This window comes from Kitasatospora sp. GAS1066B (assembly GCF_041262605.1).
Lineage (GTDB): Bacteria > Actinomycetota > Actinomycetes > Streptomycetales > Streptomycetaceae > Kitasatospora.
Window position 1 is genome coordinate 59268 of record NZ_JBGCCO010000035.1, and the last position, 24265, is coordinate 83532.

A 24265-nucleotide genomic window follows, 5' to 3' on the forward strand; every position below is an offset into this window, starting at 1 on the left:
GGTGGCCGCCCCTCCTTAGGGGCGGCCACCAGCGCTTTCGGCGTTCCCGCCGGCTTCCTAAGGAGCTGACGCCCCGCAAGATCCGGCAAGCTGCCGATGCCCCGTCCCCGCCTGGCAGAGGAGGCTCTAGGTATCGCGAACGAGGCGCGAGAGGCATCGCGAACGACGCGCGAGAACGAGGGATGAGGGAACGCAGATGAACGAGCTCCAGTACCAGATCGTCCAGCACCGCGGCGCCGAGCTGCGCGAGATGGCGGCGCACGAGCGGCTGGTGGCCGAGGCCCGCCGGATCAACCGCGCGGCCCGGGCGCGCCGGGCGCTGCGGCCGACCGCGGGTCCGCGCCGGCCGGCGGGCCAGGGCCGTCTCGGCGAGTGCTGAGCGGACTGCCGGATTCCGCTGCCACGAGGGGAGCAGCGGAACCGCGCACCGCGCACCGGCGGGGGAGGGATGCCAACGGCGTCCCTCCCCGCTTCACGTCCGCCGACCCGTCGGTGTCCGCGCGGCCGGCGGCCGCGCAGCCGACGAGTGAGGCCGGCTCGATAACCGTTCGGTCCGTGACAGTGCTCTGTGGGATGCTCGGCGCCGTGGAGCAGATCTCGGTCAGTCCTGTGTTCGTCGGCCGCGGCAGCGAGATCGCCTCGCTCACCGCCGCACTGCGCCGCGCCGCCGCCGGGAAGCCGCAGGCGCTGCTGGTCGGCGGCGAGGCGGGGGTGGGCAAGACCCGGCTGCTGGAGGAGTTCCTCTGCCAGGCCGAGCGGGACGAGCGGGCGAGTGCCGTGACCATGCTGGGCAACTGCCTGGAGATCGGCGCCGAGGGCCTGCCGTACGCCCCGCTGGTCACCGCGCTGCGCCGGCTCTACCGGCGCCTGGGCCCGGAGCTGGAGCAGGCCGCCGAGGGCATGGAGGGTCAGCTCTCCCGGCTGCTCCCGGAGTTCGGCGAGGCCGACACCGAACCCAACGACGAGTACGGCCGGGCCCGGCTGTTCGAGCACATCGGCCGGCTCTTCGAGCGGCTCAGCGCCGAGCGCACCCTGGTGCTGGCGATCGAGGACCTGCACTGGTCCGACCGCTCCACCCGGGAACTGCTCGGCTACCTGATCAGCACCCTGCACCGGTCCCGGGTACTGATCCTGGCCACTTACCGCACCGACGACCTGCACCGCCGCCACCCGCTGCGCCCCTTCCTCGCCGAGCTGGAGCGCCAGCGCACCGTGCACCGGCTGGAGCTGGACCGGTTCGGTCGCCAGGAGGTGGCCGCCCAACTGGCCGGCATCCTGGGCATCGAGGTGCCGGACCGTCAGCTGGTGACCCGGATCCACCGGCGCTCCGAGGGCAACCCGTTCTTCGTGGAGGAGCTGGCCTGCTCCCACCAGGAGGGCTGTTCGGTGGGGCTGAGCGACTCGCTGCGCGACATCCTGCTGGTGCGGGTGGAGGCACTGCCCGAGGAGGCCCAGCGGGTGGTGCGGATCGCCGCCGAGGGCGGCTCCCGGATCGAACACCAGCTGCTCGAAGCCGTGCTGGACGATCCCGAGGACGAACTGCTCGACGCCCTGCGCACGGCCGTCGGCGCCAACATCCTGCAGCCGGACAAGGACGGCGAGGGCTACCGGTTCCGGCACGCGCTGGTCCGTGAGGCGGTTTCGGACGATCTGCTGCCGGGCGAGCGGACCCGGATCAACCGCCGCTTCGCCGAGGCCCTGGAGGCCGATCCGGCCCTGGTCGGCGGCGACCAGCGCCCGGCCCGGCTGGCCAACTACTGGTACCACGCGCACCATCCGGCCCGCGCGCTGCCCTGCGCGCTGGACGCCGCCCGGGCGGCCCGGCGGCGCAACGCCTTCGCCGAGCAGCTCAGCCTGCTGGAGCGGGCCATCGAACTGTGGGACGAGGTCGCCGAGGAGACCCTGCGGGCCACCCTGCGCCCGCACGACTGGGCCGAGACCTACCCGCCGTGCTGCTGCGCGCCGGGTGCCTGCGTGCCCGAGTGCGACCGGCTGCGCCTGGTCGACGTGCTGGCCGAGGCGGTGGTCGCGGCCCGCCGGGCCGGTGACCGGGACCGCGGCCTGAGCCTGGCCAAGCGGGCCCTCAAGCTGGTGGACGAGGCCGAGAACCCGCTGCGCGCCGCCTGGTTCCGGATGAACCGGGCCCGGATGCTCGGCCACCTCAACCGCACCGGCGGCGACCAGGAGCTGGCGCACGCGCTGCGCCTGGTCGAGGCGATGGCGCCGTCCGCGGTCAAGGCCGACGTGTACGCGCTGGCGGCCGGACAGGCGCTGCTCCAGTACGCCACCGAGGCCGACCTGGAGGTCGCCGAGCAGGCGGTGGCGATCGCCGGCGAGGTCGGCGCGACCAGTGTCGAGCTGTTCGCCCGGATGACCCTCGGCTCGCTCTACACCGAACTGGGCGACCCCGAGCGGGGCATCGCGATGCTGCGCGAGGCGATCGAAGGGGCCCGCCGGTTCGGCGTCCCGGACCTGATCACCCGGGGCCTGAACAACCTGGCCAGCCTGCTCGCCCAGCTCGGCCGGGCCGAGGAGGCCCTCGAACTGGCCCGCGAGGGCCTGGCGGTGGCCGGCGACCTCGGCCTGCTGCGCAACACCGGGGCGATCCTGGCCGGCAACGTGGCCGAGTGCCTGCTGCTGGTCGGCCGCCCGGCCGAGGCGGCCCAGGTGCTGGCCGGCTGGGAGGGCGACGGCCGCCCCGAGGCGTACGACCCGTTCCTGTACCGGCTGCGCGGCGAACTCGCGCTGCTGCGCGGCGATCTCGCGGCGGCCGAGGAGCACCTGGCGCTGGCCAGGGCGGGCGAGCGGCACGAGTCGCAGCACGCGCTGCCCAACGCCCGGCTGGCGATCGACCTGGCCGGCCGGGCCGGGCGCCCGCTGGAGGCCAGGGCCGCCCTGCTGGCCGCGCTGGACCTGGCGCCGTCGTCCCGGGCGAGCTTCCTGCTGCCGCTGCTGGCCCGGGCCGCCGCGGTGGAGGCCGACTCGCGTGGCCTGCCCGCCGCCGATCCGGACCGCCCCGAGGTGCTGCGCCGGATCGCCGCCGAGCTGGCCGCGCTGCGACCGCTGGCGCCGCTGCACTGGGGCTGGCTGCGGCTGGCCGAGGCCGAGTCGGCCCGGGCCACCGGCAGCGACACCCCGGCGCACTGGGCGGCCGCCATCGAACCGTTGCGCGCCACCGGGCTGCCCCATCCGCTGGCTCTCGCGCTGCTCGGCGCGGGCGGCGCGGCGGCGGCTGCCGGCCGGCGCGAGCAGGCCGGCGAACTGCTGCGCGAGGCGGCCGAGCTGGCCGAGCGGCGTGGCGATCGGGAGCTGGGCGGCGAGATCGCCAGGCTGGCCGAACGGGCCGGGGTGGCCCGGCAGCTGCGGCCCGCCGAGCCGGCCGCCGCGCCGCAGCCGGTGCCGCAGGGCCCGGCCGCGTTCCAGCTGACGCCCCGGGAGACCGATGTGCTGCGGCTGCTGGCCGACGGGCGGACGAACCGTCAGATCGCCGCGGAGCTCTTCATCTCGCCGAAGACCGCCAGCGTGCACGTCTCCAACATCCTGGCCAAGTTGGAGGTCTCCGGGCGGGGCGAGGCGGCGGCGCTGGCCCACCGGCTGCGCCTCTTCCCCCGGGAGGGGCTGGTACCGGCCGCTGGCGGCGCGTAGTCCGGCGCACGGACGCACGCGCCCCGGCGCGCGTGCCCCAGGGCGTGCGCTACGGCCAACCGGGCCGATCTGGTGGAAGCGGGTGCATATCCCTACTCTCGGACCATTACTCTAAGTTGAGTGCGTGTGTCATTGAGTGACCGAAGTGGTGCGGGGTATCTGCCGGGCTGTGCTGTCCGCGGTGTCCGCGGTCTGTGCCTTGTCCGTCCTGTCCGTCCTATCCGCCTTGTCAGCGGCGTCCGCATCGCCTGCGGCGTCCGCGGCGTCCGCGCAGGGGGAGGTGCCCGGTGAGCCGCCTTGAAGTCGTGCCCCAGGCCGTGGAGCCGCCGGCCGTCGCGTCGCCGAGCCGTCCCCACGAGGCTGCTGCTCCGGATCGGCCGTCGGCCCGGCCACCGGCCCGTCCGCAGCCGCCGGCCGGTCGGCTGCCCGGTCTGCTGATCGCCCTGCTCTGCGCCGGCTACGCGCTGGGCGCCGCCACCGGCTGGGGTTCGCCCTCGCTCGCCACCTTCATGGGCGACTTCGGGCTGGCCGGCGCGGCGTTGGCGGCGGCGTTCTCCTGCCTGGCGCACGGCTGCACGGTGCCGGGGTCCGCGCGCCCCGCCTGGCTGCTCTTCGGTCTCTCCTCGGTCTGCGTGGCGGTCGGCAACGGCACCTGGGGCTGGTACGAGGTGGTGCAGCGCACCACCCTGCCGGCGGACTCGTTCGCCGACTACGCCTTCCTGCCCTTCGCCCCGCTCACCCTGACCGGCCTGCTGGTGCTGGCCCAGCGCCCGCGCGGCGCGGCCGGCTGGCTCTGCCTGCTGTTGGACGGCTGGCTGGTGGCCGGCTCGCTCTTCACGCTCAGCTGGAGCCTGGCGCTGGGTCGCGCGGCCGAGGGCGAGGTCGGCGACCCGGTGCGGGTGATCCACGAGCTGGCCTACCCGGTGCTGGACATCCTGATGGTCTCGCTGGTGGTGGGGCTGCGGTTCCGCGGTCGGGACGGCAACCGGGCCGCCGTGCACACGGCGATGCTGGGCCTGGCCGTCACGGTGGTCTGCGACGGCCTCTTCACCACGCCCTCGGTGCAGGCCAGTTACCACTCGGGCTCGCTGCTCGACGCGGGCTGGTTCGCCGGCAGCCTGCTGCTCGCCTCGGCGCCGTGGTCGAGCCGCTGGCGGCGCGGCCGGCCCAGCCGCGAGCACCCCTCGGCCGGCGGCACGCCCCGGCGCCGGGTGGCCTCCACCTTCAGCGCGCTGACCCCGTACGCCGCGGCCGCCGTCTGCACCGCCGGCATTCTCTACAACGCTCTCGGGGGACATCCGATGGACCGGGTGGTGATCGTGGTCGCCTGCACTGTCGGCCTGGCGCTGATCGTCCGTCAGGGCATCATGCTGCTGGACAACCTCTCGCTGGCCCAGGAACTGGCGCAGAAGGAGGCGCACTTCCGCTCGCTGGTGCAGGGCTCCAGCGACGTCATCATGATCACCGGCGCCAACGGCGTGCTCTCCTACGTCTCGCCGGCGGCGCTCGGCGTCTACAGCCGCGACCCCGAGGAGCTGGTCGGCGGCCGGCTGCTCGACCTGGTGCATCCCGAGGACACCGACCGGGTGGTCGGCGAGGTCCGCCGCTTCCTGGCCCGCAGCCAGCGCCTGGCCCGCCAGCTCACCCACACCCTGCCCGCTCGCAGCGCCGAGCCCAGCGCCCGGGTGGAGTGCCGGATCAAGGCCGGTGGCGGCGAGTGGCTGCACGTGGAGTCCACCGTCAACCGGTACCGCGACGGGCTGATCCTGAACAGCCGCGACGTCACCGAACGGGTCAGGCTGCAGGCCCAGTTGCAGCACAACGCCTTCCACGACCCGCTCACCGACCTGCCCAACCGCGCGCTGTTCGCCGAGCGGCTGCGCGCCGCGCTGGGCGGGCGCGGTGGCGAGGGCCCGCGCGAACACCCGTACCAGGAGGCGGGCACGGTGGCCGTGCTCTTCCTCGACCTGGACGGCTTCAAGGCGGTCAACGACACCGCCGGGCACCAGGTCGGCGACCAGCTGCTGGTGCAGGCCGGCCGCCGGTTGCAGGCCACGGTGCGCTCCGGCGACACCGTGGCGCGGTTCGGCGGCGACGAGTTCGCGGTGCTGGTCTGCGGGCCGCTGGGCCGGCTGCGGGTGCAGGAGTTGGCCGAGCGGCTGCGGCTGGCGCTCTCCGAGCCGTACTGGATCGGCGGCGCCGAGCTGGCGGTCGCCGCCAGCATCGGGATCGCCTTCGGCCCGCGCGACCTCGACCCGTACGGGCCGCCGGTGGCGGAGGTGGCCGCGCTGGCCGACGAGCTGATGCGCGACGCCGACCTCGCGATGTACCGGGCCAAGTCCGAGGGCAAGGGCCGGGTGGTGCTCTACAGCCCCGCGATGCGCGCCGAGGTGGAGCGCCGCCGGGACCTGGACGACCGGCTGCGCCTGGCGGTGCGCGAGGGCGGCTTCGCGCTGCTCCACCAGCCCGTGGTCGACCTGCGCACCGGCGCGGTGGCGGGTCTGGAGGCGATCGCCCGCTGGCGCTCGGCCCAGGGCCTGCTGCTCACCCCGGCCGAGTTCCTGCGCGGCGCGGAGGCCGGCGACGCGGCGGGCCGGTTCACCCGCTGGCTGCTGCAGCAGGCGATCGCCGAGGCGGCGCTGCGCGGGGCGGCGCTCGGCAGCGCCGGACGCGGCCAGGCGGGCGTGGTCCCGGTCACCATCCGGCTCACCGCCGAGCGGCTCTGCGCGCCCGGGGTGCACGAGACCGTCGCGGGGGCGCTGCGCGACTGCGGGCTGCCGCCCGAGCGGTTGGTGATCGAGCTGGCCCGGACGAGCTCGGACGCCGCCGCCGACGAGCTGGGCCGCAAGCTGGCCGCGCTGCGCCGGCTCGGGGTCGGTACCGCGCTGGCCGGCTTCGGGGCCGGCGGCGGCTCGCTGGGCGCGCTGGTGCGGCTGCCGTTCGACGCGCTCAAGCTGGACCGCACCCTGGTGCAGGAGCTGGCCGAGAATCCGCGCAGCCGGGCGCTGGCCGGTCACGCGCTGCGGCTGGGCCGGGAGCTGGGGCTGGCCACCGGCGCCGAGGGGGTGGACCAGGAGCGCCAGGTCTCGGTGCTCCAGGAGCTGGGCTGCCGGCACGGGCAGGGCCTGGCCTTCGCCCAGCCGCTGGACGAGTTCCGGCTGCGCCGGGCGCTGGTCCGCCGGCTCTACCCGCTGCCGCGGCCGCTCGGTGCCGTCTCGGCCCGGCGCGCCTACCTGTCCGCCGCCGCCGACACCCGATCGGGTGGCTGCGGCGAAGCCGGTCCCGGCCGGGCCGCGCACCACCACGGTGCCCACGAACCGCCGGAGCACCGGCCCTGACCGGCCCTGACCTGCCCGGACCAGTCCTGGTCGGCGGGGCACCCCGGGTCCGGATGCCGAGACGGCGTCCCACCTGCTTGACATCGCCCCGCGCCGAGGAGGAAGGTCGGTGCCATGCGCACTCGAATTCTCGTACTTGGCGGGCGCGTCGGCTGAGCCAGGGCTACTGTGCCCGACTCACGATTGGCCGACGCGCCACCCCTCGCATGCCCTGGGCACGAGGGGTTTTTTGTTGCACTCGTACGACGTGAACATCCTCCGAACACCGTTGTAACGCCAGTTCGTTTCGCCAGAAAATGGACTGAAACGGACAGTCGCCCGGCGAAAGAAGACAGGCAGATGACTGAGCACACGGCATCCCCCCGCCGCGGGGACCACCCGGCCGCCCCGTCCGCGGACGCCCCCCAGGTCGTCGAGACGATGACCGGCGCGCAGTCGCTCGTCCGCTCGCTCGAGGCCGTGGGCGCCGACACCATCTTCGGCATCCCGGGCGGCGCGATCCTGCCGGCCTACGACCCGCTGATGGACTCGGTCAAGGTCCGCCACATCCTGGTCCGCCACGAGCAGGGCGCGGGCCACGCGGCCACCGGCTACGCGCAGGCGACCGGCAAGGTGGGCGTCTGCATGGCGACCTCGGGCCCGGGCGCGACCAACCTGGTCACCCCGATCGCCGACGCCTACATGGACTCGGTCCCGATGGTCGCGATCACCGGCCAGGTCTCCTCCAAGGCGATCGGCACCGACGCCTTCCAGGAGGCGGACATCTGCGGCATCACGATGCCGATCACCAAGCACAACTTCCTGGTCACCGACCCGGCCGAGATCCCCCAGGTGATCGCCGAGGCCTTCCACATCGCCGCCACCGGGCGGCCGGGGCCGGTGCTGGTCGACATCGCCAAGGACGCGCTGCAGGCCACCACCACCTTCCGCTGGCCGGTGGAGACCTCGCTGCCGGGTTACCGCCCGGTCACCAAGCCGCACGCCAAGCAGATCCGCGAGGCCGCCAAGCTGCTGGTCAACGCCAAGAAGCCGGTGCTCTACGTGGGTGGCGGCGTGCTCAAGGCGAACGCCACCGCCGAGCTGCGGATCCTGGCCGAGCTGACCGGCGCCCCGGTGGTCACCACGCTGATGGCGCTCGGCGCCTTCCCCGACAGCCACCCGCAGCACCTGGGCATGCCCGGCATGCACGGCAGCGTCCCGGCGGTCACCGCGCTGCAGAAGGCCGACCTGCTCTTCACCCTCGGCGCCCGCTTCGACGACCGGGTGACCGGCAAGCTGGACAGCTTCGCCCCGTTCGCCAAGGTCGTGCACGCCGACATCGACCCGGCCGAGATCGGCAAGAACCGTCCGGCCGACGTGCCGATCGTGGGTGACGCCCGCGAGGTGCTGGCCGACCTGATCGTCGCGGTGCAGGCCGAGCACGAGGCGGGCCGCAAGGGCGACTACACCGACTGGTGGGTCAAGCTCAACGAGTGGAAGAAGACCTACCCGCTGGGCTACGAGCCGGCCCCGGCCGGGGAGTTGTCGCCGCAGCAGGTGATCCAGCGGATCGGCGAGCTGGTCGGCCCGGACGCGATCTACGCGGCGGGCGTGGGCCAGCACCAGATGTGGGCCTCACAGTTCATCAGCTACGAGAAGCCGGCCACCTGGCTGAACTCGGGCGGCGCGGGCACCATGGGCTACGCCGTCCCGGCCGCGATGGGCGCCAAGGCGGGCGTGCCCGACTCGGTGGTCTGGGCGATCGACGGCGACGGCTGCTTCCAGATGACCAACCAGGAGCTGGTCACCTGCGCGCTGAACAACATCCCGATCAAGGTCGCGGTGATCAACAACGGTTCGCTGGGCATGGTCCGCCAGTGGCAGACCCTCTTCTACAACCAGCGCTACTCCAACACCGTGCTGCACGCGGGCCCCGAGCACGACGGCGTGGCACCACCGCCGCAGGGCACCCGGATCCCGGACTTCGTGCTGCTCTCCGAGGCGATGGGCTGCGTGGGCCTGCGCTGCGAGCGCCCCGAGGACCTGGACGCGGTGATCAAGCAGGCGATGGAGATCAACGACCGCCCGGTGGTGGTCGACTTCATCGTCCACCAGGACGCGATGGTCTGGCCGATGGTGGCGGCCGGCACCAGCAACGACGAGATCCTCTTCGCCCGGGACGTGCGTCCCGACTTCGGCGACGACCTCGACTGACCGCCCCTTCGACTTCGACCACGGAATGAGCACCATGTCCAAGCACACCCTCTCCGTCCTGGTCGAGAACAAGCCCGGCGTGCTCGCCCGCATCGCCGCGCTGTTCTCCCGTCGGGGCTTCAACATCGACTCCCTCGCCGTCGGCCCGACCGAGCACCCGGACATCTCCCGGATGACCATCGTGGTCAACGTCGAGGACCTGCCACTCGAGCAGGTCACCAAGCAGCTCAACAAGCTGATCAACGTGATAAAGATCGTCGAACTCGACCAGTCCGCTGCGATCCAGCGGGAACTGGTCCTGGTCAAGGTCCGGGCCGACAACGAGACCCGGTCCCAGATCGTCGAGATCGTGCAGCTGTTCCGCGCCAAGACCGTGGACGTCTCGCCGGATGCCGTGACCATCGAGGCCACCGGCAGCTCGGACAAGCTCGAGGCGATGCTGAAGATGCTGGAACCGTACGGCATCAAGGAGCTGGTGCAGTCGGGCCTGGTGGCCATCGGACGCGGTGCCCGGTCGATCACCGACCGCTCGCTGCGCGCCCTGGACCGCAGCGCCTGATCAGCCGTCTCACCCTCTGAGCGGCCTCCGCTGAACCCCCATCACCTGCGCGTACGGTAGCTGGAGCACCGACGCGATCAACGCAAGGAGAAGTTCCACCGTGGCCGAGCTGTTCTACGAAGACGACGCCGACCTGTCCATCATCCAGGGCCGCAAGGTCGCGGTCATCGGCTACGGCAGCCAGGGCCACGCCCACGCGCTGTCGCTGCGCGACTCCGGGGTGGACGTCCGGGTCGGTCTGCTGGAGGGCTCCAAGTCCCGCGCCGCCGCCGAGGAGGAGGGCCTGCGCGTGGTCACGCCCGCCGAGGCCGCCGCCGAGGCCGACGTCATCATGATCCTGGTGCCGGACCCGATCCAGGCCGACGTCTACAAGGAGGCCATCGAGCCGAACCTGAAGGCGGGCGACGCCCTCTTCTTCGGCCACGGCCTGAACATCCGCTTCGGGTTCATCAAGCCCCCGGTCGACGTCGACGTCTGCATGGTCGCCCCGAAGGGCCCGGGCCACCTGGTGCGCCGCCAGTACGTCGAGGGGCGCGGCGTGCCGTGCATCGTCGCGGTCGAGCAGGACTCGACCGGCGGTGCCTTCGCGCTGGCGCTGTCCTACGCCAAGGGCATCGGCGGCACCAAGGCCGGCGTCATCAAGACCACCTTCACCGAGGAGACCGAGACCGACCTGTTCGGCGAGCAGGCGGTCCTCTGCGGCGGCACCGCCGCCCTGGTCAAGGCCGGTTTCGAGACCCTGGTCGAGGCCGGCTACCAGCCGGAGATCGCCTACTTCGAGTGCCTGCACGAGCTGAAGCTGATCGTCGACCTGATGTACGAGGGCGGCCTGGAGAAGATGCGCTGGTCGGTCTCCGAGACCGCCGAGTGGGGCGACTACGTCACCGGCCCGCGGATCATCACCGCCGACACCAAGGCCGAGATGAAGAAGGTCCTGGCCGAGATCCAGGACGGCACCTTCGCCAACACCTGGATCGCCGAGTACAAGGCCGGTCTGCCCAAGTACAACGAGTACAAGACCGCCGACTCCGAGCACCTGCTGGAGACCACCGGCAAGGAGCTGCGCAAGCTCATGAGCTGGGTCAAGGACGCCTGAGGCGTCAACCCGCGTTGCCCGGGGGGCAGGCTCTGCCCACTAAGGCACAGCCTGCCCCCGCTGTACAAGCCGTCTGGTCCCGTGCGGGTGATTTCGCCGCGCGGGCACAGGCAACTCCCCTGTACGTCGATACACTTCGAGTGCGCGTCAGGCCCACAGCGTCGTGCGTCTATCTACGCGGCATGCCACCTATCCCCCTCGCCCCGCCGGCTCTTCGACCGGCCACGCCACCCACGTGTCCGTGGGAGTGGGGGAGTACCGGACAGTAAGGACCGAACTGTCGTGAGCGCTGTGACATCCAAGACCGCCGTGGTACTGATCGCCGAAGAGCTGTCGCCGGCCACGGTCGACGCCCTGGGCCCCGACTTCGAGGTCCGCCACTGCGACGGCGCCGACCGCACGCAGTTGCTGTCCGCGATCGCGGAGGCGGACGCCATCCTGATCCGGTCGGCCACCAAGATCGACGCCGAGGCGCTGGCCGCGGCCAAGAGGCTCAAGGTGGTCGCCCGGGCCGGCGTCGGCCTCGACAACGTGGACGTCGCCGCCGCCACCAAGGCCGGCGTGATGGTCGTGAACGCCCCGACCTCCAACATCGTCACCGCCGCCGAACTCGCCTGCGGCCTGCTGATCTCGGTGGCCCGCAACATCGCGCCCGCCAACTCGGCGCTCAAGCAGGGCGAGTGGAAGCGCAACAAGTACACCGGCGTCGAACTCTCCGAGAAGACGCTGGGCGTGGTGGGCCTGGGCCGGATCGGCGTGCTGGTCGCCCAGCGGATGTCCGCCTTCGGCATGAAGATCGTCGCCTACGACCCCTACATCCAGGCCGCCCGCGCGGCCCAGATGGGCGTCAAGCTGCTCTCCCTGGACGAACTGCTCGAGGTCTCCGACTTCATCACCGTGCACCTGCCGAAGACCCCCGAGACGATCGGTCTGATCGGCGACGACGCGCTGCACAAGGTCAAGCCGACCGTGCGGATCGTCAACGCCGCCCGCGGCGGCATCGTGGACGAGGTCGCCCTCGCCGCCGCCCTCAAGGAGGGCCGGGTGGCCGGCGCCGGCCTGGACGTCTACGCCAAGGAGCCGTGCACCGACTCCCCGCTCTTCACCTTCGACAACGTGGTGGCCACCCCGCACCTGGGCGCCTCCACCGACGAGGCGCAGGAGAAGGCCGGCATCGCGGTCGCCAAGTCGGTGCGCCTGGCGCTGGCCGGCGAGTTGGTCCCGGACGCGGTCAACGTGCAGGGCGGCGTGATCGCCGAGGACGTGCGCCCCGGCCTGCCGCTGGCCGAGAAGCTGGGCCGGATCTTCACCGCGCTGGCCGGCGAGGTCGCGGTGCGGCTCGACGTCGAGGTCCGCGGCGAGATCACCCAGCACGACGTCAAGGTGCTCGAACTCTCCGCGCTCAAGGGCGTCTTCGAGGACGTGGTGGCCGAGACGGTGTCCTACGTCAACGCCCCGCTGTTCGCCCAGGAGCGCGGTGTCGAGGTGCGGCTGACCACCAGCAGCGAGAGCCCCGAGCACCGCAACGTGATCACCGTGCGCGGCACCCTGTCCGACGGCGGCGACATCGCCATCTCCGGCACGCTGTCCGGCCCGAAGCAGCAGCAGAAGATCGTCGGCGTGGACGGTTTCGACGTGGACGTCGCGCTCACCGACCACATGGCCTTCTTCAAGTACCAGGACCGCCCCGGCGTGGTCGGCACGCTGGGCCGGATCCTGGGCGACGCCGACATCAACATCGCCGGCATGCAGGTGGCCCGGGACCGCGAGACCCAGGACGCGCTGGCCTCGATCACGGTCGACTCCGAGATCCCGCAGGAGGTGCTCGCCGAGATCGCCACCGAGATCGGCGCCAAGTTCGCCCGCTCGGTCGACCTGGGCTGACACCTGCTCAACCACCGGAGCCCGGACCGCTGTCGGCGGTCCGGGCTCCGCTGCGTCCGCCCAGCTCAGGGGGCGTTCGAGTGAGCCTCGTCTCAGATACTAGGAAATCCAACTACATGTAGAGACAGCCGCCGTGCGCGGGCGTACCTTGAAATGGCCGCACCAGTAGCCACCGTCCAAGGGCCCCACCAGCCGGCCCGGGCAGGCGGCCGTGCGTGCCGTACGCAGCGTGGCGGGCGATCCCCGCCAGGCGTACCCCCCTCCTCCCGTACCCGACGCCGTTCGGCGTTCCCTGGACCAAGGAGCCCGGTATGCCCCCCACCGCAGACCTGCTCAGCCACCGCGACCACACCTCTCCCACCGCGACCCCCGCGCGCCGGCGCCGCCGCCGCAGCGAGCCGCACACCTCGGCCGATGCCGCCGCCGCGCTGCAGCGCGCGCTCGACCGCCGCGACAACGGCGGGGTCACCGGTCACTGAGCGGGTCCGCCGGTGCGGCCCCGCCGACCGGCTGACGTTGCGTGCCGGCGTTGGGCCATTGGCCTGACGCTCGGTCAGAAACCGGACCGGCGGCGGCGGGCAGGCATGATCCTGAGGTAGTGCGTATCCGATCGCCCCGCCGCCCGCTGTTCAGCGTCCTGCTCGCCCTCGGCCTGCTGGCCGGCCCGACCGTGCTCGCCGCGGCGCCGGCCGCCGGCCTGCCGACGGCCCCCCTGCCCGGCGTCGCCGGCAGCGCCACCGAGCGGCAGTCCGTGCTGCTCGAACTGGACACCGAGTCCGCCGCCCCCGCCTGGCGGCGGGCCGCCGAGACTGCCCGGCGTGATCGGAGCACCCCGGAGCGGGCCCGGCAGGCGGCCGCCGCGGCGGGGCGGGCGGCGCGGTCGCGGGCCGACAGGGCGCTGGAGCGGCTGGCGCACGCGGTCGACCCGGACGTGCTGGTGCTCTACCGCACCCGCACCCTGTTCACCGGCCTGGCGGTGAACGCCCCGACCGCCCGACTCGCCGCGCTGCGCCGGCTGCCGGGCGTGCGCGCGGTCCACCCGATCACCCTCAAGCAGCGTGCCAACGCGCACTCCGTCCCGCTCACCGGCGCTCCGGCGGTCTGGGCCGGCCCGCCCGGCGGCACCGGCAGCACCGGCGCGGGGGTACGGATCGGCATCATCGACAGCGGCATCGACTACACCCACGCCGACTTCGGCGGCCCCGGCACCGAGGCGGCCTACCGCTCGGTGGACCCCGCCAAGCCCGCGCCCGCCGGGCTGTTCCCGAACGCCAAGGTGACCGGCGGTGCGGACCTGGTCGGCGACGACTACGACCCCGACCCGGCCGCCCCCGGCCACCAGCCCGTCCCGCACCCCGACGCCAACCCGCTGGACTGCGCCCGCAACGGCCACGGCACCCACGTGGCCGGCACCGTGGCCGGTTACGGCGTCGACGCCCAGGGCCGCACCTACCACGGCCCCTACCGCCCGGGTCTGGACCCGGCGGCCTTCCGGGTCGGCCCCGGCGCCGCGCCCGGCGCCACCCTCTACGCGATCAAGGTGTTCGGCTGCCAGGGCTCCACCGACCAGCTCGCGCACGCCCTCGACCTGGCCGCCGACCCGAACCAGGACGGCGACCTCGCCGACCACCTGGACGTGGTCAACCTCTCGCTCGGCAGCGGCTTCGGCGACCCGGGCGACGCCGACGCGCTGGCCGCCGACAAGCTCGCCGAGGCCGGCACCATCGTGGTCGCCTCGGCCGGCAACGACGGTGACGTCTACGGGGTCGGCGGCAGTCCGGGGGTGGCCGCCCGCGCCATCGCCGTGGCCGCCTCGGTCGGCGGCCACGGCGACGCGGACGGCCTGCGGGTGCTCGCCCCGCCGGCGCTGGCCGGCCTGCTGCCCTCCCACTGGAGCGCCCGCTACCAGGGCTGGAGCAGCGCCGAGGTGCGCGCGAGCCTGGGCCGCCCCGCCGCCGACCTGGACGGCTGCGCCCCGTTCGCCCCCGCCGACGCGGCCCGGCTGCGCGGCAAGGTGGCGCTGCTCGACTGGACGGTCGCGGACGCCGACCGGGCCTGCGGCTCGACCCCGCGCGCCGACCACGCGGCCGAGGCGGGCGCGGTCGGCGTGCTGCTCGCCGCCGACGGCGACCACCTCGGCGAGATCAGCGGCGACGAGCGGATCCCCGAGGCGATCCTGGCCCGGGCGGACGGCGACACGCTGCGGCAGGCGGCCGCCGCCGGGGAGGTCACCGTCGAGCTGGCCGCCCCCGGCAACCCGCTGCACGGCGCGGTCGCCCAGGACCAGCCCGAACGGGTCGACACGGTGGCCCGGTTCAGCTCGCGCGGCCTCGGGCAGGCCGGCGTGGTCAAGCCCGACCTGGCCGCGCCGGGCGAGACCATCTGGTCGGCCAAGGCCGGCAGCGGCAGCCAGGGCACCCGCGACGACGGCACCTCGATGGCCGCCCCGCACGTGGCCGGGATCGCCGCGCTGGTCCGCGCCGTGCACCCGGACTGGAGCGTGACCGAGGTCAAGGCCGCGCTGATGAACACCGCCACCGACGTCCGCTCCGCCCCCGGGCAGGCCGGGGTGGTGCTGGGCCCGGAGCGGGCCGGCGCCGGGCGGGTGCGCGCCGACCTCGCGGTCGCCACCCCCGCCGTCGCCTACGCGGCCGAGGACGCCGGGCAGGTCGGGCTCTCGTTCGGCCCCCTCCCGGTCACCGGCCCGCTGGCAGCGACCCGCGAGGTGGTGGTGCGCAACCTGTCGGGCGCGCCGCTCGCCTACCGGACGGGCTATCAGGCGGCCACCGAACTGCCAGGTGCGCGCTTCGAGTTGACGCCAGACCGGCTGACCGTGGCGCCGGGGCAGAGTGCGCGGGTCCAGGTCACCCTGCGGGCGGCCGGCCCGCTGGACCGGGCCCCCGACCCGAGCATCGCGCTCACCCAGGGCGGCCGGGCCCGCAGCTACCGGGGCGAGCTCTCCGGGCAGCTGCTGCTCACACCCGAGGCGGCAGCGGGCTCCCCGGTCCTGCGGGTGCCGCTGCTCGCCGCTCCGCGTCCGGCCTCCGAGCTGACCGCGACGGCGGTCGGCGGCTCCGGATCCGGGCCGGTCAGGCTCGCCGTCATCGGCACCCCGGCCCGCTCCGGGGCCGGGATCGCCTCGCTGGTCAGCGCCTTCGAGCTGGGCGGTGAGGGCGAGCGCCGGCCCGACTGCCCGCCCGGCGGCCACTCCTCGGACACTCGCGCCCCGGACGGTCGCGCGGGCCATGGCACCGACGCCTCCTGCGCCGCCCAGCCGCTCGACCGCGCCGCCGACCTGCGCGCGGTCGGCGCGGCCAGTGACGCGCCCACCACCGGCGCCGCCGACGCCACCCTCTACCTCGCCGCCACCAGCTGGGCCCCGGCGGCCGCCCCGGTGGCGGCCGTCGCCGTCCGGGCCGCGCTCGACACCGACGGGGACGGCGTGCCGGACGCGCTGGTGCTGGCCGACCGGCTGCCCGGCAGCGACGTCCTGGTGGCCCGGCTGCTGGACGCCCGCACCGGACGCCAGCTCGACGTCCAGCCGCTGAACGCCCGTTGGGGCGAGACCGACACCGATCTGCTGGACAGCGACACCGTCGTGCTGCCGATCCGGCTTGCCGCGCTGCCCAGGTTCCCGGCCGCCGGCGGCCGGATCCGCTACGCCGTCTGGACCGGTCAGGTCGGCGCCGCGCCCGACCCGGCGCACGCGCTCTCCGCGATCGGCCTGAGCGCCGGCCACCCCGCCCTGGAGATCGATCCGCTGCACCCCGCGCTGGACATCCGGGTCGGGCCGGCCGGCCCGAGCGCGATCGTCCAGCCGGAGTTCCCGGGCACGCTGCTGGAGGTGCGCCGCAGCGCCCCGGGCCCGGCCCGCCTGCTGCTGGTCCACCACCTCAACCCGGACGGCCGGCGGGCCCAGCTGCTGACCCTGCCGGCCGGCTGACCGCCCGGCGGCGCCACCAGGCCCAGCCGGTCACCAGCACCCAGACCCCCAGGGCCCCGGCCGCGACCCGCAGGCCCTGGGCCAGGCCCGGCTGCCGGTAGGAGCAGCCGAGCCGGTCGGCTCCCGCGCCCAGCGGCACGGCGATCAGCCCCGCCACCGACCGGGCCGGCGCCGCCGGGCCGCCGTCCACCGCGCAGCGCCACCCGGGGACGGCCGGCACCGCCAGCACGGCGATCCCGGTGCTGCCCGGTGCCAGCCGCGCCGAGATCGCGTGCCCGCCGGCGGCCACCGCAACCGCCCCGTGCGCCCGCAGCTGCCGCACGGCCTCGGCCAGCGCCGCCGGGTCCAGGCAGCCGAACGGCGCGGCCGGCACCTGGGTGGCCAGCTCGACCCGCACCGTCACCCGGACCACCCCGTCGGCCGGCACCGGGCCCAGCGCGATGATCGGCAGCGCCGTCGCGCCCTGCTCCCCGTGCGCGTCCAGCGAGCCGCCCGGCCAGCTGACCTGCCCGGCCAGGTAGGGCGCGTACAGGTACGCTGCGCGCCCCGGGGCGCAGCCGGCGCTGAGCACCGTCCCGGCGCTGCCCGGCGCCGTGGTGGGCAGCGACCAGCCGCTGCGGCCGTGATCGGTCGGCGCGTTCGGCCCGGTGCCCGGATCCAGCGGCGGGACCTGATAGACCGTCGCCCCGAGCAGCTCCTGCTGCCGGGTCCAGACCGAGGAGCTGTCGAGCGGCCCGATGGCGTGCACGGTGACCAGCGGCGCCGCCGGCGCCTGGCGCACCGTCAGGTCGGGCTGCAGCGAGGTGGTCACCCCGAACAGTGCCGCTCCGACCGGATCGGCGGGGCTCAGCGTCTGCCGACCCTGCAGCAGCGAGCCCGCGCCCAGGTCGTGCAGGGCCTGCGCGGTGGCCTGCGGCAGGTAGTCGCTGCGGTACCCGCCGCCCTGGCCGCCCAGCAGCATCGGGTCGTTGCCGGTGAAGACGTGCGGTCCGGGGTCGGTGCGCGAGGCCGGCCAGTCGTCCGCGCGTTGGATCACCCGGCGGGCCTCGCGCAGCTGCGCGCCGACCGGCCCCGCCGCCCCGCCGGCCGACTCCCCGCCGGCCGGCTCCTCGCGGGCCCCGAGCACCGAGTACGCCGCCAGGGCGGTGCCCGCGAAGACGGCGCAGCTCAGCACGGTCATCGCCACCCCGGGCCGGTGCCGCAGCCCCCAGAACGCCGCCACCGCCACCGGGACGCCGACCCCCAGCAGCACCCAGGTGACCGGCCGCGCCGATCCATGGCCCTGGGTCAGCGCGGCGGGCAGCGCGAGCAGGGCGACCCCGCCGCCCAGCGCGAGCGGGGTCGGCCGGTGTGCCAGGCAGACCCAGGCGGCCATCACCAGCAGGCCGCTCAGCACATAGGTCGACCGGTACGGATCGCCCTGCGGCGCGTTCGACACGTGCCAGAGCAGGATCGTCGGCCGCCACACGAAGGAGACGGCGACCAGCACCAACGCCAGCGGCCAGGCCACCCGCTCAGCCACCCGCACCCCGCGGGTGAACGGCAGCGCGGCCACCAGCAGCAGGGCCGGCACGCCGACGAAGACGTTGGGCAGCGCGCGGCCGGTGAGTCCACCGGGCAGCAGCTGGGTCAGGTAGTCGGTGAGGGCCGGGGTGTTCGGATGGAGGACCAGGCCGGGCACCGCGTCCCGCCCCGCCTCGAAGGTCACCCAGAGCACCGGCGCCGCCGCGCCGATCCCGACCGCCGTCATGCCGAGCGCCCGCCCGAGCACCCGCAGCCGCTCCCGCACCGGCCTGCGGTCCAGCAGCAGCCGCAACACCAGGACCAGGCCCGCCCCGAGCGAGGCGGTCGCCCCGGTGTAGAAGTCGCCCACCCAGGCCAGCCCCACCGCCGCCGCGCCCAGCGGCCAGCCGGTCCGCCGCAGGCAGCGGTCGAAGGCCAGGCAGAGCAGCGGCAGCGAGACCAGCCCCCAGAGCCAGGCCGGCTGCTCCACCCCGTCCACCAGCACCCAGGCGCAGAGCCCGTAGCCGGTGGCCAGCAGGGCGCGCAGCCACGGCGCCCCCGGGTGCAGCCGGCCGAGGAAGACGGTCATCAGCGCGGTGCCGAGCCCGATGCTCAGCAGGGTGGTGAGGAAGACCGCCAGGCCCACCTGGTCGCGCGGGAAGAGGACGACCAGCAGTGAGAACGGGTTCAGCAGGTCGGTCGCCAGATCGGGCGGGAACGGCACCCCGTACCCGCTGTTCCAGTTGACCAGCAGGTCCCCGCCGCCCTGCCCGCGCAGCAGGTCCCACAGGTGCGCGTAGAGCGGGACGACCTGCTCGACCAGCCGGCTCCCGGGCCGTGGCCCGTGCCCGAACGGATACGCCCCGCGCGCGGCGAGCGCCAGCGCGTACGCCCCTATCGCAAGCCCTGCCGCCCCGAGGGCCGCTCGCCTCTCCCGCATAGCGACATCATCCGGGACACGTTCGGGTGATTCCGGCTCAGGACCCGCCGGGTGGCCTGAAGTGGACCGTCAGAATCTTTTGCATGGGAGACAACAGGAGTGCGGAGCCGTTTCCCGACTGGCTGCGGCCGCCGGTCGAAGGCTGGACATCGGAGGATCCGGATCGGCTCCCCGAGTTGCCTCGGCACACGCAGTTGCTCGACGGGATGCTGATCTTCCCTGCTCCGCAGACCCGCTTCCACATGATCACATTGCGTGCGCTGGAGGACGGCTTGCTCGCCGCGATCCCGGCGGAGTGGGACGTTCTGCGCGAGTTCTCCGTGGTGCTGGGCAGGCAGAACCGGCCGTCGCCGGATCTCGCGGTGGCTCGTCGGTCGGCGATCACCGGCCCGGATCAGACCTGGCTCAGGGCAGAGGACGTGCTGGTTGCGGTGGAGGTGGTCTCGGAGGAGTCGGTGGAGCGCGACCGCCACACCAAGCACCGCAAGTACGCCGCCGCGGGCATTCGCTACCTCTGGCGAGTCGAGTGCGACGACGGCAGCCCGGTCGTCCACACCTACGAACGCGACCCGGCCACCAACAGCTACGTCCCGACCGGCATCTTCCACGACCGCCTGACGATCGATCACCCGTTCCCGCTCGACATCAAGCTCTCCTAGGCGTCCGCATTCTGGACGCCAGGTGTCACCCTCCGAGACCCCGGAGTACCGTTCCCCCCATGTCTCGTAGCCTTCGTCTCGCAGTGATCCCCGGTGACGGCATCGGCCAGGAAGTCGTGGCCGAGGGCCTCAAGGTGCTCACCGCCGCCCTCCCCGCCGACGTCAAGCTCGAGACCACCGAGTACGACCTGGGCGCTCGCCGCTACCACGCGACCGGGGAGACCCTGCCCGACACCGTGCTGGACGAGCTGAAGACGCACGACGCGATCCTGCTCGGCGCCATCGGGGACCCGTCCGTCCCGTCCGGCGTGCTGGAGCGCGGGCTGCTGCTGAAGCTGCGGTTCGCCTTCGACCACCACATCAACCTGCGCCCGGGCAAGCTCTTCCCGAACGTGAAGTCCCCGCTCGCCGGTGACCCGGCGATCGACTTCGTCGTGGTCCGCGAGGGCACCGAGGGCCCGTACGTCGGCAACGGCGGTTCGCTGCGCACCGGGACGCCGCAGGAGGTGGCCACCGAGGTCAGCCTCAACACCGCCTTCGGCATCGAGCGCGTGGTCCGCGACGCCTACCGCCGCGCCGCCGCCCGCCCGCGCAAGAAGCTCACGCTGGTCCACAAGAACAACGTGCTGGTGCACGCCGGCCACCTGTGGACCCGGATCTTCCAGCAGGTCGGCCAGGAGTTCCCCGAGGTCGCCACCGACTACCTGCACGTGGACGCGGCGACCATCTTCTTCGTCACCCAGCCCGAGCGGTTCGACGTGATCGTCACCGACAACCTGTTCGGCGACATCCTCACCGACCTGGCCGCCGCCGTCACCGGTGGCATCGGCCTGGCGGCGAGCGGCAACATCAATCCCTCCGGTGAGTTCCCCTCGATGTTCGAGCCGGTGCACGGCTCCGCCCCGGACATCGCCGGCCAGGGCAAGGCCGACCCGACCGCCACCGTGCTGTCGGTCGCCCTGCTGCTGGACCACCTCGGTTTCACCGCCGAGGCCGCGAAGGTGGAGGCGGCGGTCACCGCCGACCTGGCCGAGCGCACCGGGACCCGCAGCACCACCGAGGTGGGCGACGCGCTCGTCGCGCGAGTATCCGGCTGACGGGCCGGTTCACACCACAGCTGTTCGGCACGGCCCCTTAGATGCGACTATCAACAGTGGGCCGTGCCGTCATGCGTTCTTCTTCCGGATGGCGGTTCAGCGGCCCTGACCAACCCCACGGTGAAGGACAGAAGCCATGACCACGCCCACCCAGGCGCCCATCACGTTCGAGCTCAAGCCCTCCGCACACCCGCTGTCCGCGGCGGAGCGCGAGGCCCGACTGGCGAACCCCGGCTTCGGCCGGATCTTCACCGACCACATGGTCACCATCCGCTGGACCGAGGGCCGGGGCTGGCACGACGCCCAGCTCTCCCCGTACGCCCCGCTGGAGATGGACCCGGCGAACATGACGCTGCACTACGGGCAGTCGATCTTCGAGGGTCTCAAGGCCTACCGCCAGCCCGACGGCACGGTCGCCACCTTCCGGCCCGAGTCCAACGCCGCCCGCTTCCAGTCCTCGGCCCGCCGGCTGGCGATGCCCGAACTGCCCGCCGAGGCCTTCGTCAAGGCCGTCGAGCTGCTGGTCCAGCAGGACCGGGACTGGGTGCCGACCGAGGCCGAGCAGAGCCTCTACCTGCGGCCGTTCATGTTCGCCACCGAGGTGGGCCTGGGGGTCCGTCCGGCCAACGAGTACCTCTTCATCGTGATCGCCTCCCCGGCAGGCGCCTACTTCCCCGGCGGCGTCAAGCCGGTCTCGGTCTGGCTCTCCGAGGAGTACGTGCGGGCCGCTCCCGGCGGCACCGGCGCGGCCAAGTGCGCGGGCAACTACGCGGCCTCCCTGGTCGCCCAGGCGCAGGCCGCCGCCCAGGGCTGCGACCAGGTGGTCTGGCTGGACGCCGCCGAGCACAAGTGGATCGAGGAGATGGGGGGCATGAACCTCTACTTCGTCTTCGGCGAGGGCGAGGACGCCCGGATCGTCACCCCGGCCCTGTCCGGTGCGCTGCTCCCCGGCATCACCCGCGACTCGCTGCTCACCATGGCCGCCGACCTCGGCTACGCCACCGAGGAGCGCAAGATCTCCACCGACGAGTGGAAGCAGGGCAACGCCGACGGCACCCTCACCGAGGTCTTCGCCTGCGGCACCGCCGCCGTGATCACCCCGGTCGGCTCGGTGAAGTCCGCCCGCGCCGACTGGACCGTGGGCAAGGGCGAGCCCGGCCCGGTCACCATGCGCCTGCGCGAGCGCCTGCTCGGCATCCAGGGCGGCACCGTCGCGGACACCCACGGCTGGCTGCACCCGATCGCCTGAGCAATAGGCCGTCCGGAGGACCTCCCCCGTCTCGGGATCCGGGACGGGGGAGGTCACATGGCGGATCCTGTGCCAGACTGCGAACGTGTCCTCGCTCGCGATGATTATTAGCAGCAGGCGCGCCGGTCCGCAGTGACCGTTCCGCAGTAGACCCCGCGGGACGACCACAGCGTCACACGACCCGCGCGCAGACCTCTCGCACCCGCGAGGGGTCTTTTGTTTTGCCCCGCCGAGCCCACCTCGCGCCGGTCGGGCAGGACCTGGAGCACCGGCACCGCCCACCAGGCGGGCGGCGGCTTCCGGGTGGCGCGCGGGACAGTGGACAGTGTGGACCGGCAGGACCGGATCCGGCAGCAGCAGACTCTCCCCGAACGGAGATACCAGGGCCATGACCGACGGCAGTACTCGTCATCCCGACGACAGCTTCCACGTTTTCGACACCACCCTGCGCGACGGCGCGCAGCGGGAGGGGATCAACCTCACGGTGGCCGACAAGCTGACCATCGCACGGCACCTGGACGACTTCGGGGTCGGGTTCATCGAGGGCGGCTGGCCGGGTGCCAACCCCCGGGACACCGAGTTCTTCGCCCGCGCGGCGGCCGAGTTGGAGCTGCGGCACGCACAGCTGGTCGCCTTCGGCGCCACCCGCAGGGCCGGCGGCAAGGCCGCCGAGGACCCGCAGCTCAAGGCCCTGCTCGACTCCGGCGCGCCGGTGATCACGCTGGTCGCCAAGTCCCACGACCGCCACGTCGAACTGGCCCTGCGCACCACGCTGGACGAGAACCTGGAGATGGTCCGCGACAGCGTCGCCCACCTCAAGGCCCAGGGCCGCCGGGTCTTCATCGACTGCGAGCACTTCTTCGACGGCTACCGGGCCAACCGCGAGTACGCGCTCGCCGTGGTCAAGGCCGCCCACCAGGCCGGCGCCGACGTGGTGGTGCTCTGCGACACCAACGGCGGGATGCTGCCGGGCGGGGTGCACGAGATCGTCGCCGACGTGCTGGCGAGCACCGGCGCGCGGCTCGGCATCCACGCCCAGGACGACACCGGCTGCGCGGTCGCCAACACGCTGGCCGCCGTCGACGCGGGTGCCACCCACGTGCAGTGCACGGCCAACGGCTACGGCGAGCGGGTCGGCAACGCCAACCTCTTCCCGGTGGTGGGCGCGCTGGAGATCAAGTACGACCGCCGGGTGCTGCCGGCCGGCAAGCTGGCCGAGATGACCCGGATCTCGCACGCCATCGCCGAGGTGGTCAACCTGACCCCCTCCACCCACCAGCCCTACGTCGGGGTCTCGGCCTTCGCGCACAAGGCCGGCCTGCACGCCTCCGCGATCAAGGTCGACCCGGACCTCTACCAGCACATCGACCCCGAGCTGGTCGGCAACACCATGCGGATGCTGGTCTCCGACATGGCGGGCCGGGCCTCGATCGAGCTCAAGGGCAAGGAGCTGGGCTACGACCTGTCCACCGACCGCGACCTGGTCGGCCGGGTGGTCGCCAAGGTCAAGGAGCTGGAGAACCTGGGCTACACCTACGAGGCCGCCGACGCCTCCTTCGAGCTGCTGCTCCGCGACGAGGTGCACGGCAGCCGGGCCCGGTTCTTCGCGCTGGAGTCCTGGCGGACCATCAGCGAGCAGCTGCCGGACGGCAAGGCGGGCGACGAGGCCACCGTCAAGATCTGGGCCAAGGGTGAGCGGATGGTCGCCACCGGCGAGGGCAACGGCCCGGTGGACGCGCTGGACAAGGCGCTGCGCGCCGCCCTGGAGCGGATCTACCCGCAGCTGGCCAAGTTGGAGCTGGTGGACTACAAGGTCCGGATCCTGGAGGGCCAGCACGGCACGGCCTCCCGCACCCGGGTGCTGGTTGAGTCCACCGACGGTGTCGCCAGCTGGTCCACGGTCGGCGTCGCCGACAACGTGATCGCCGCCTCCTGGCACGCCCTGGAGGACGCGTACACGTCCATCCTGCTCAAGGCCGGCCTGACGCCGCAGGACTGACGCCGCGACAGCCGGTGGAGCGACGAGAGTTCGGGGACCCCGCACCGCGGGGTCCCCGATTCCGCGTCATCGCAGTCGGGCGAGGAGTGCGTGTTCGACGAGTGTGATGAGTGCGCTTTTGGCGCTGTCTCGGCGTCGGGCGTCGAGGGTGATGATGGGG

Annotated in this window: 14 protein-coding genes and 1 pseudogene; 13 read left to right on the top strand and 2 right to left on the bottom strand. The window is 73.6% G+C overall.

Translation table 11 applies throughout. The features are described 5' to 3' along the window. The first annotated feature begins 196 nt into the window (after window positions 1–196). From ABH937_RS31280 to ABH937_RS31320, 9 genes are all read left to right on the top strand, one after another. Window positions 197–379 carry a hypothetical protein gene (locus ABH937_RS31280; protein ID WP_280687339.1) on the top strand — a complete coding sequence of 61 codons (183 nt, stop codon included), beginning with the start codon at window positions 197–199 and terminating at the stop codon, window positions 377–379. Window positions 380–555: 176 nt separating this feature from the next. Further along, the gene (locus ABH937_RS31285; protein ID WP_370220180.1) at window positions 556–3645 is read left to right on the top strand and encodes an AAA family ATPase; all 3090 of its coding nucleotides are present in this window, start codon (window positions 556–558) and stop codon (window positions 3643–3645) included. Window positions 3646–3932: 287 nt separating this feature from the next. Then, window positions 3933–6983, top strand: coding sequence for a putative bifunctional diguanylate cyclase/phosphodiesterase (locus ABH937_RS31290; protein WP_370220181.1), 3051 nt, complete (start codon window positions 3933–3935; stop codon window positions 6981–6983). Window positions 6984–7322: 339 nt separating this feature from the next. Further along, window positions 7323–9176 (top strand): acetolactate synthase large subunit, encoded by a 1854-nt coding sequence (locus ABH937_RS31295; protein ID WP_280687337.1) that lies wholly within the window; start codon window positions 7323–7325, stop codon window positions 9174–9176. A gap of 25 nt (window positions 9177–9201) precedes the next feature. Then, on the top strand, window positions 9202–9735 hold the full coding sequence (gene ilvN, locus ABH937_RS31300; protein WP_280687336.1) for an acetolactate synthase small subunit: 534 nt from the start codon (window positions 9202–9204) through the stop codon (window positions 9733–9735). 100 nt (window positions 9736–9835) lie between these two features. Next, window positions 9836–10831: a ketol-acid reductoisomerase gene (gene ilvC / locus ABH937_RS31305; RefSeq protein ID WP_280687335.1), complete on the top strand. Its 996-nt coding sequence runs from the start codon at window positions 9836–9838 to the stop codon at window positions 10829–10831. A gap of 291 nt (window positions 10832–11122) precedes the next feature. Further along, a complete protein-coding gene (gene serA, locus ABH937_RS31310) occupies window positions 11123–12715 on the top strand; it encodes a phosphoglycerate dehydrogenase (protein ID WP_370220188.1) in 1593 nt (530 codons plus the stop codon). 311 nt (window positions 12716–13026) lie between these two features. After that, window positions 13027–13194, top strand: coding sequence for a hypothetical protein (locus ABH937_RS31315; RefSeq protein WP_280687334.1), 168 nt, complete (start codon window positions 13027–13029; stop codon window positions 13192–13194). 119 nt (window positions 13195–13313) lie between these two features. Further along, the gene (locus tag ABH937_RS31320; protein ID WP_370220182.1) at window positions 13314–16658 is read left to right on the top strand and encodes a S8 family serine peptidase; all 3345 of its coding nucleotides are present in this window, start codon (window positions 13314–13316) and stop codon (window positions 16656–16658) included. On the opposite strand, the gene ABH937_RS31325 is transcribed toward ABH937_RS31320, so the two are convergent. Continuing rightward, window positions 16609–19101: a YfhO family protein gene (locus tag ABH937_RS31325; protein WP_370220183.1), complete on the bottom strand. Its 2493-nt coding sequence runs from the start codon at window positions 19099–19101 to the stop codon at window positions 16609–16611. The two genes, ABH937_RS31320 and ABH937_RS31325, sit on opposite strands and share 50 nt — an antisense overlap. A gap of 26 nt (window positions 19102–19127) precedes the next feature. Here ABH937_RS31325 and ABH937_RS31330 point away from each other — a divergent pair, with 26 nt between their 5' ends. The 4 genes from ABH937_RS31330 to cimA all read left to right on the top strand — a co-directional run bounded on the left by ABH937_RS31330 (window position 19128) and on the right by cimA (window position 24105). Then, entirely contained in the window at window positions 19128–19760 is a 633-nt protein-coding gene (locus ABH937_RS31330) for a Uma2 family endonuclease (RefSeq protein WP_370220184.1), read from the top strand. Between the two features lie 59 nt (window positions 19761–19819). Next, window positions 19820–20857 (top strand): 3-isopropylmalate dehydrogenase, encoded by a 1038-nt coding sequence (locus tag ABH937_RS31335; RefSeq protein ID WP_370220185.1) that lies wholly within the window; start codon window positions 19820–19822, stop codon window positions 20855–20857. 136 nt (window positions 20858–20993) lie between these two features. Beyond that, entirely contained in the window at window positions 20994–22106 is a 1113-nt protein-coding gene (locus ABH937_RS31340; protein ID WP_370220187.1) for a branched-chain amino acid aminotransferase, read from the top strand. 388 nt (window positions 22107–22494) lie between these two features. After that, window positions 22495–24105 (top strand): citramalate synthase, encoded by a 1611-nt coding sequence (gene cimA, locus ABH937_RS31345; RefSeq protein WP_280687328.1) that lies wholly within the window; start codon window positions 22495–22497, stop codon window positions 24103–24105. Between the two features lie 66 nt (window positions 24106–24171). Here the strand turns inward: cimA and ABH937_RS31350 are convergent. Continuing rightward, window positions 24172–24265: pseudogene (locus ABH937_RS31350) on the bottom strand (ATP-binding protein); the annotation flags it as partial.

Excerpts from the sequence above, each read along its gene's own strand:
- ABH937_RS31280 (WP_280687339.1), top strand. The coding sequence starts at position 197 with ATGAACGAGCTCCAGTACCAGATCGTCCAGCACCGCGGCGCCGAGCTG.
- ABH937_RS31295 (WP_280687337.1), top strand. The coding sequence starts at position 7,323 with ATGACTGAGCACACGGCATCCCCCCGCCGCGGGGACCACCCGGCCGCC.
- ilvN (WP_280687336.1), top strand. The coding sequence starts at position 9,202 with ATGAGCACCATGTCCAAGCACACCCTCTCCGTCCTGGTCGAGAACAAG.
- ABH937_RS31340 (WP_370220187.1), top strand. The coding sequence starts at position 20,994 with ATGACCACGCCCACCCAGGCGCCCATCACGTTCGAGCTCAAGCCCTCC.
- cimA (WP_280687328.1), top strand. The coding sequence starts at position 22,495 with ATGACCGACGGCAGTACTCGTCATCCCGACGACAGCTTCCACGTTTTC.
- ABH937_RS31315 (WP_280687334.1), top strand. The coding sequence starts at position 13,027 with ATGCCCCCCACCGCAGACCTGCTCAGCCACCGCGACCACACCTCTCCC.
- ABH937_RS31335 (WP_370220185.1), top strand. The coding sequence starts at position 19,820 with ATGTCTCGTAGCCTTCGTCTCGCAGTGATCCCCGGTGACGGCATCGGC.
- ABH937_RS31325 (WP_370220183.1), bottom strand. The coding sequence starts at position 19,101 with ATGCGGGAGAGGCGAGCGGCCCTCGGGGCGGCAGGGCTTGCGATAGGG.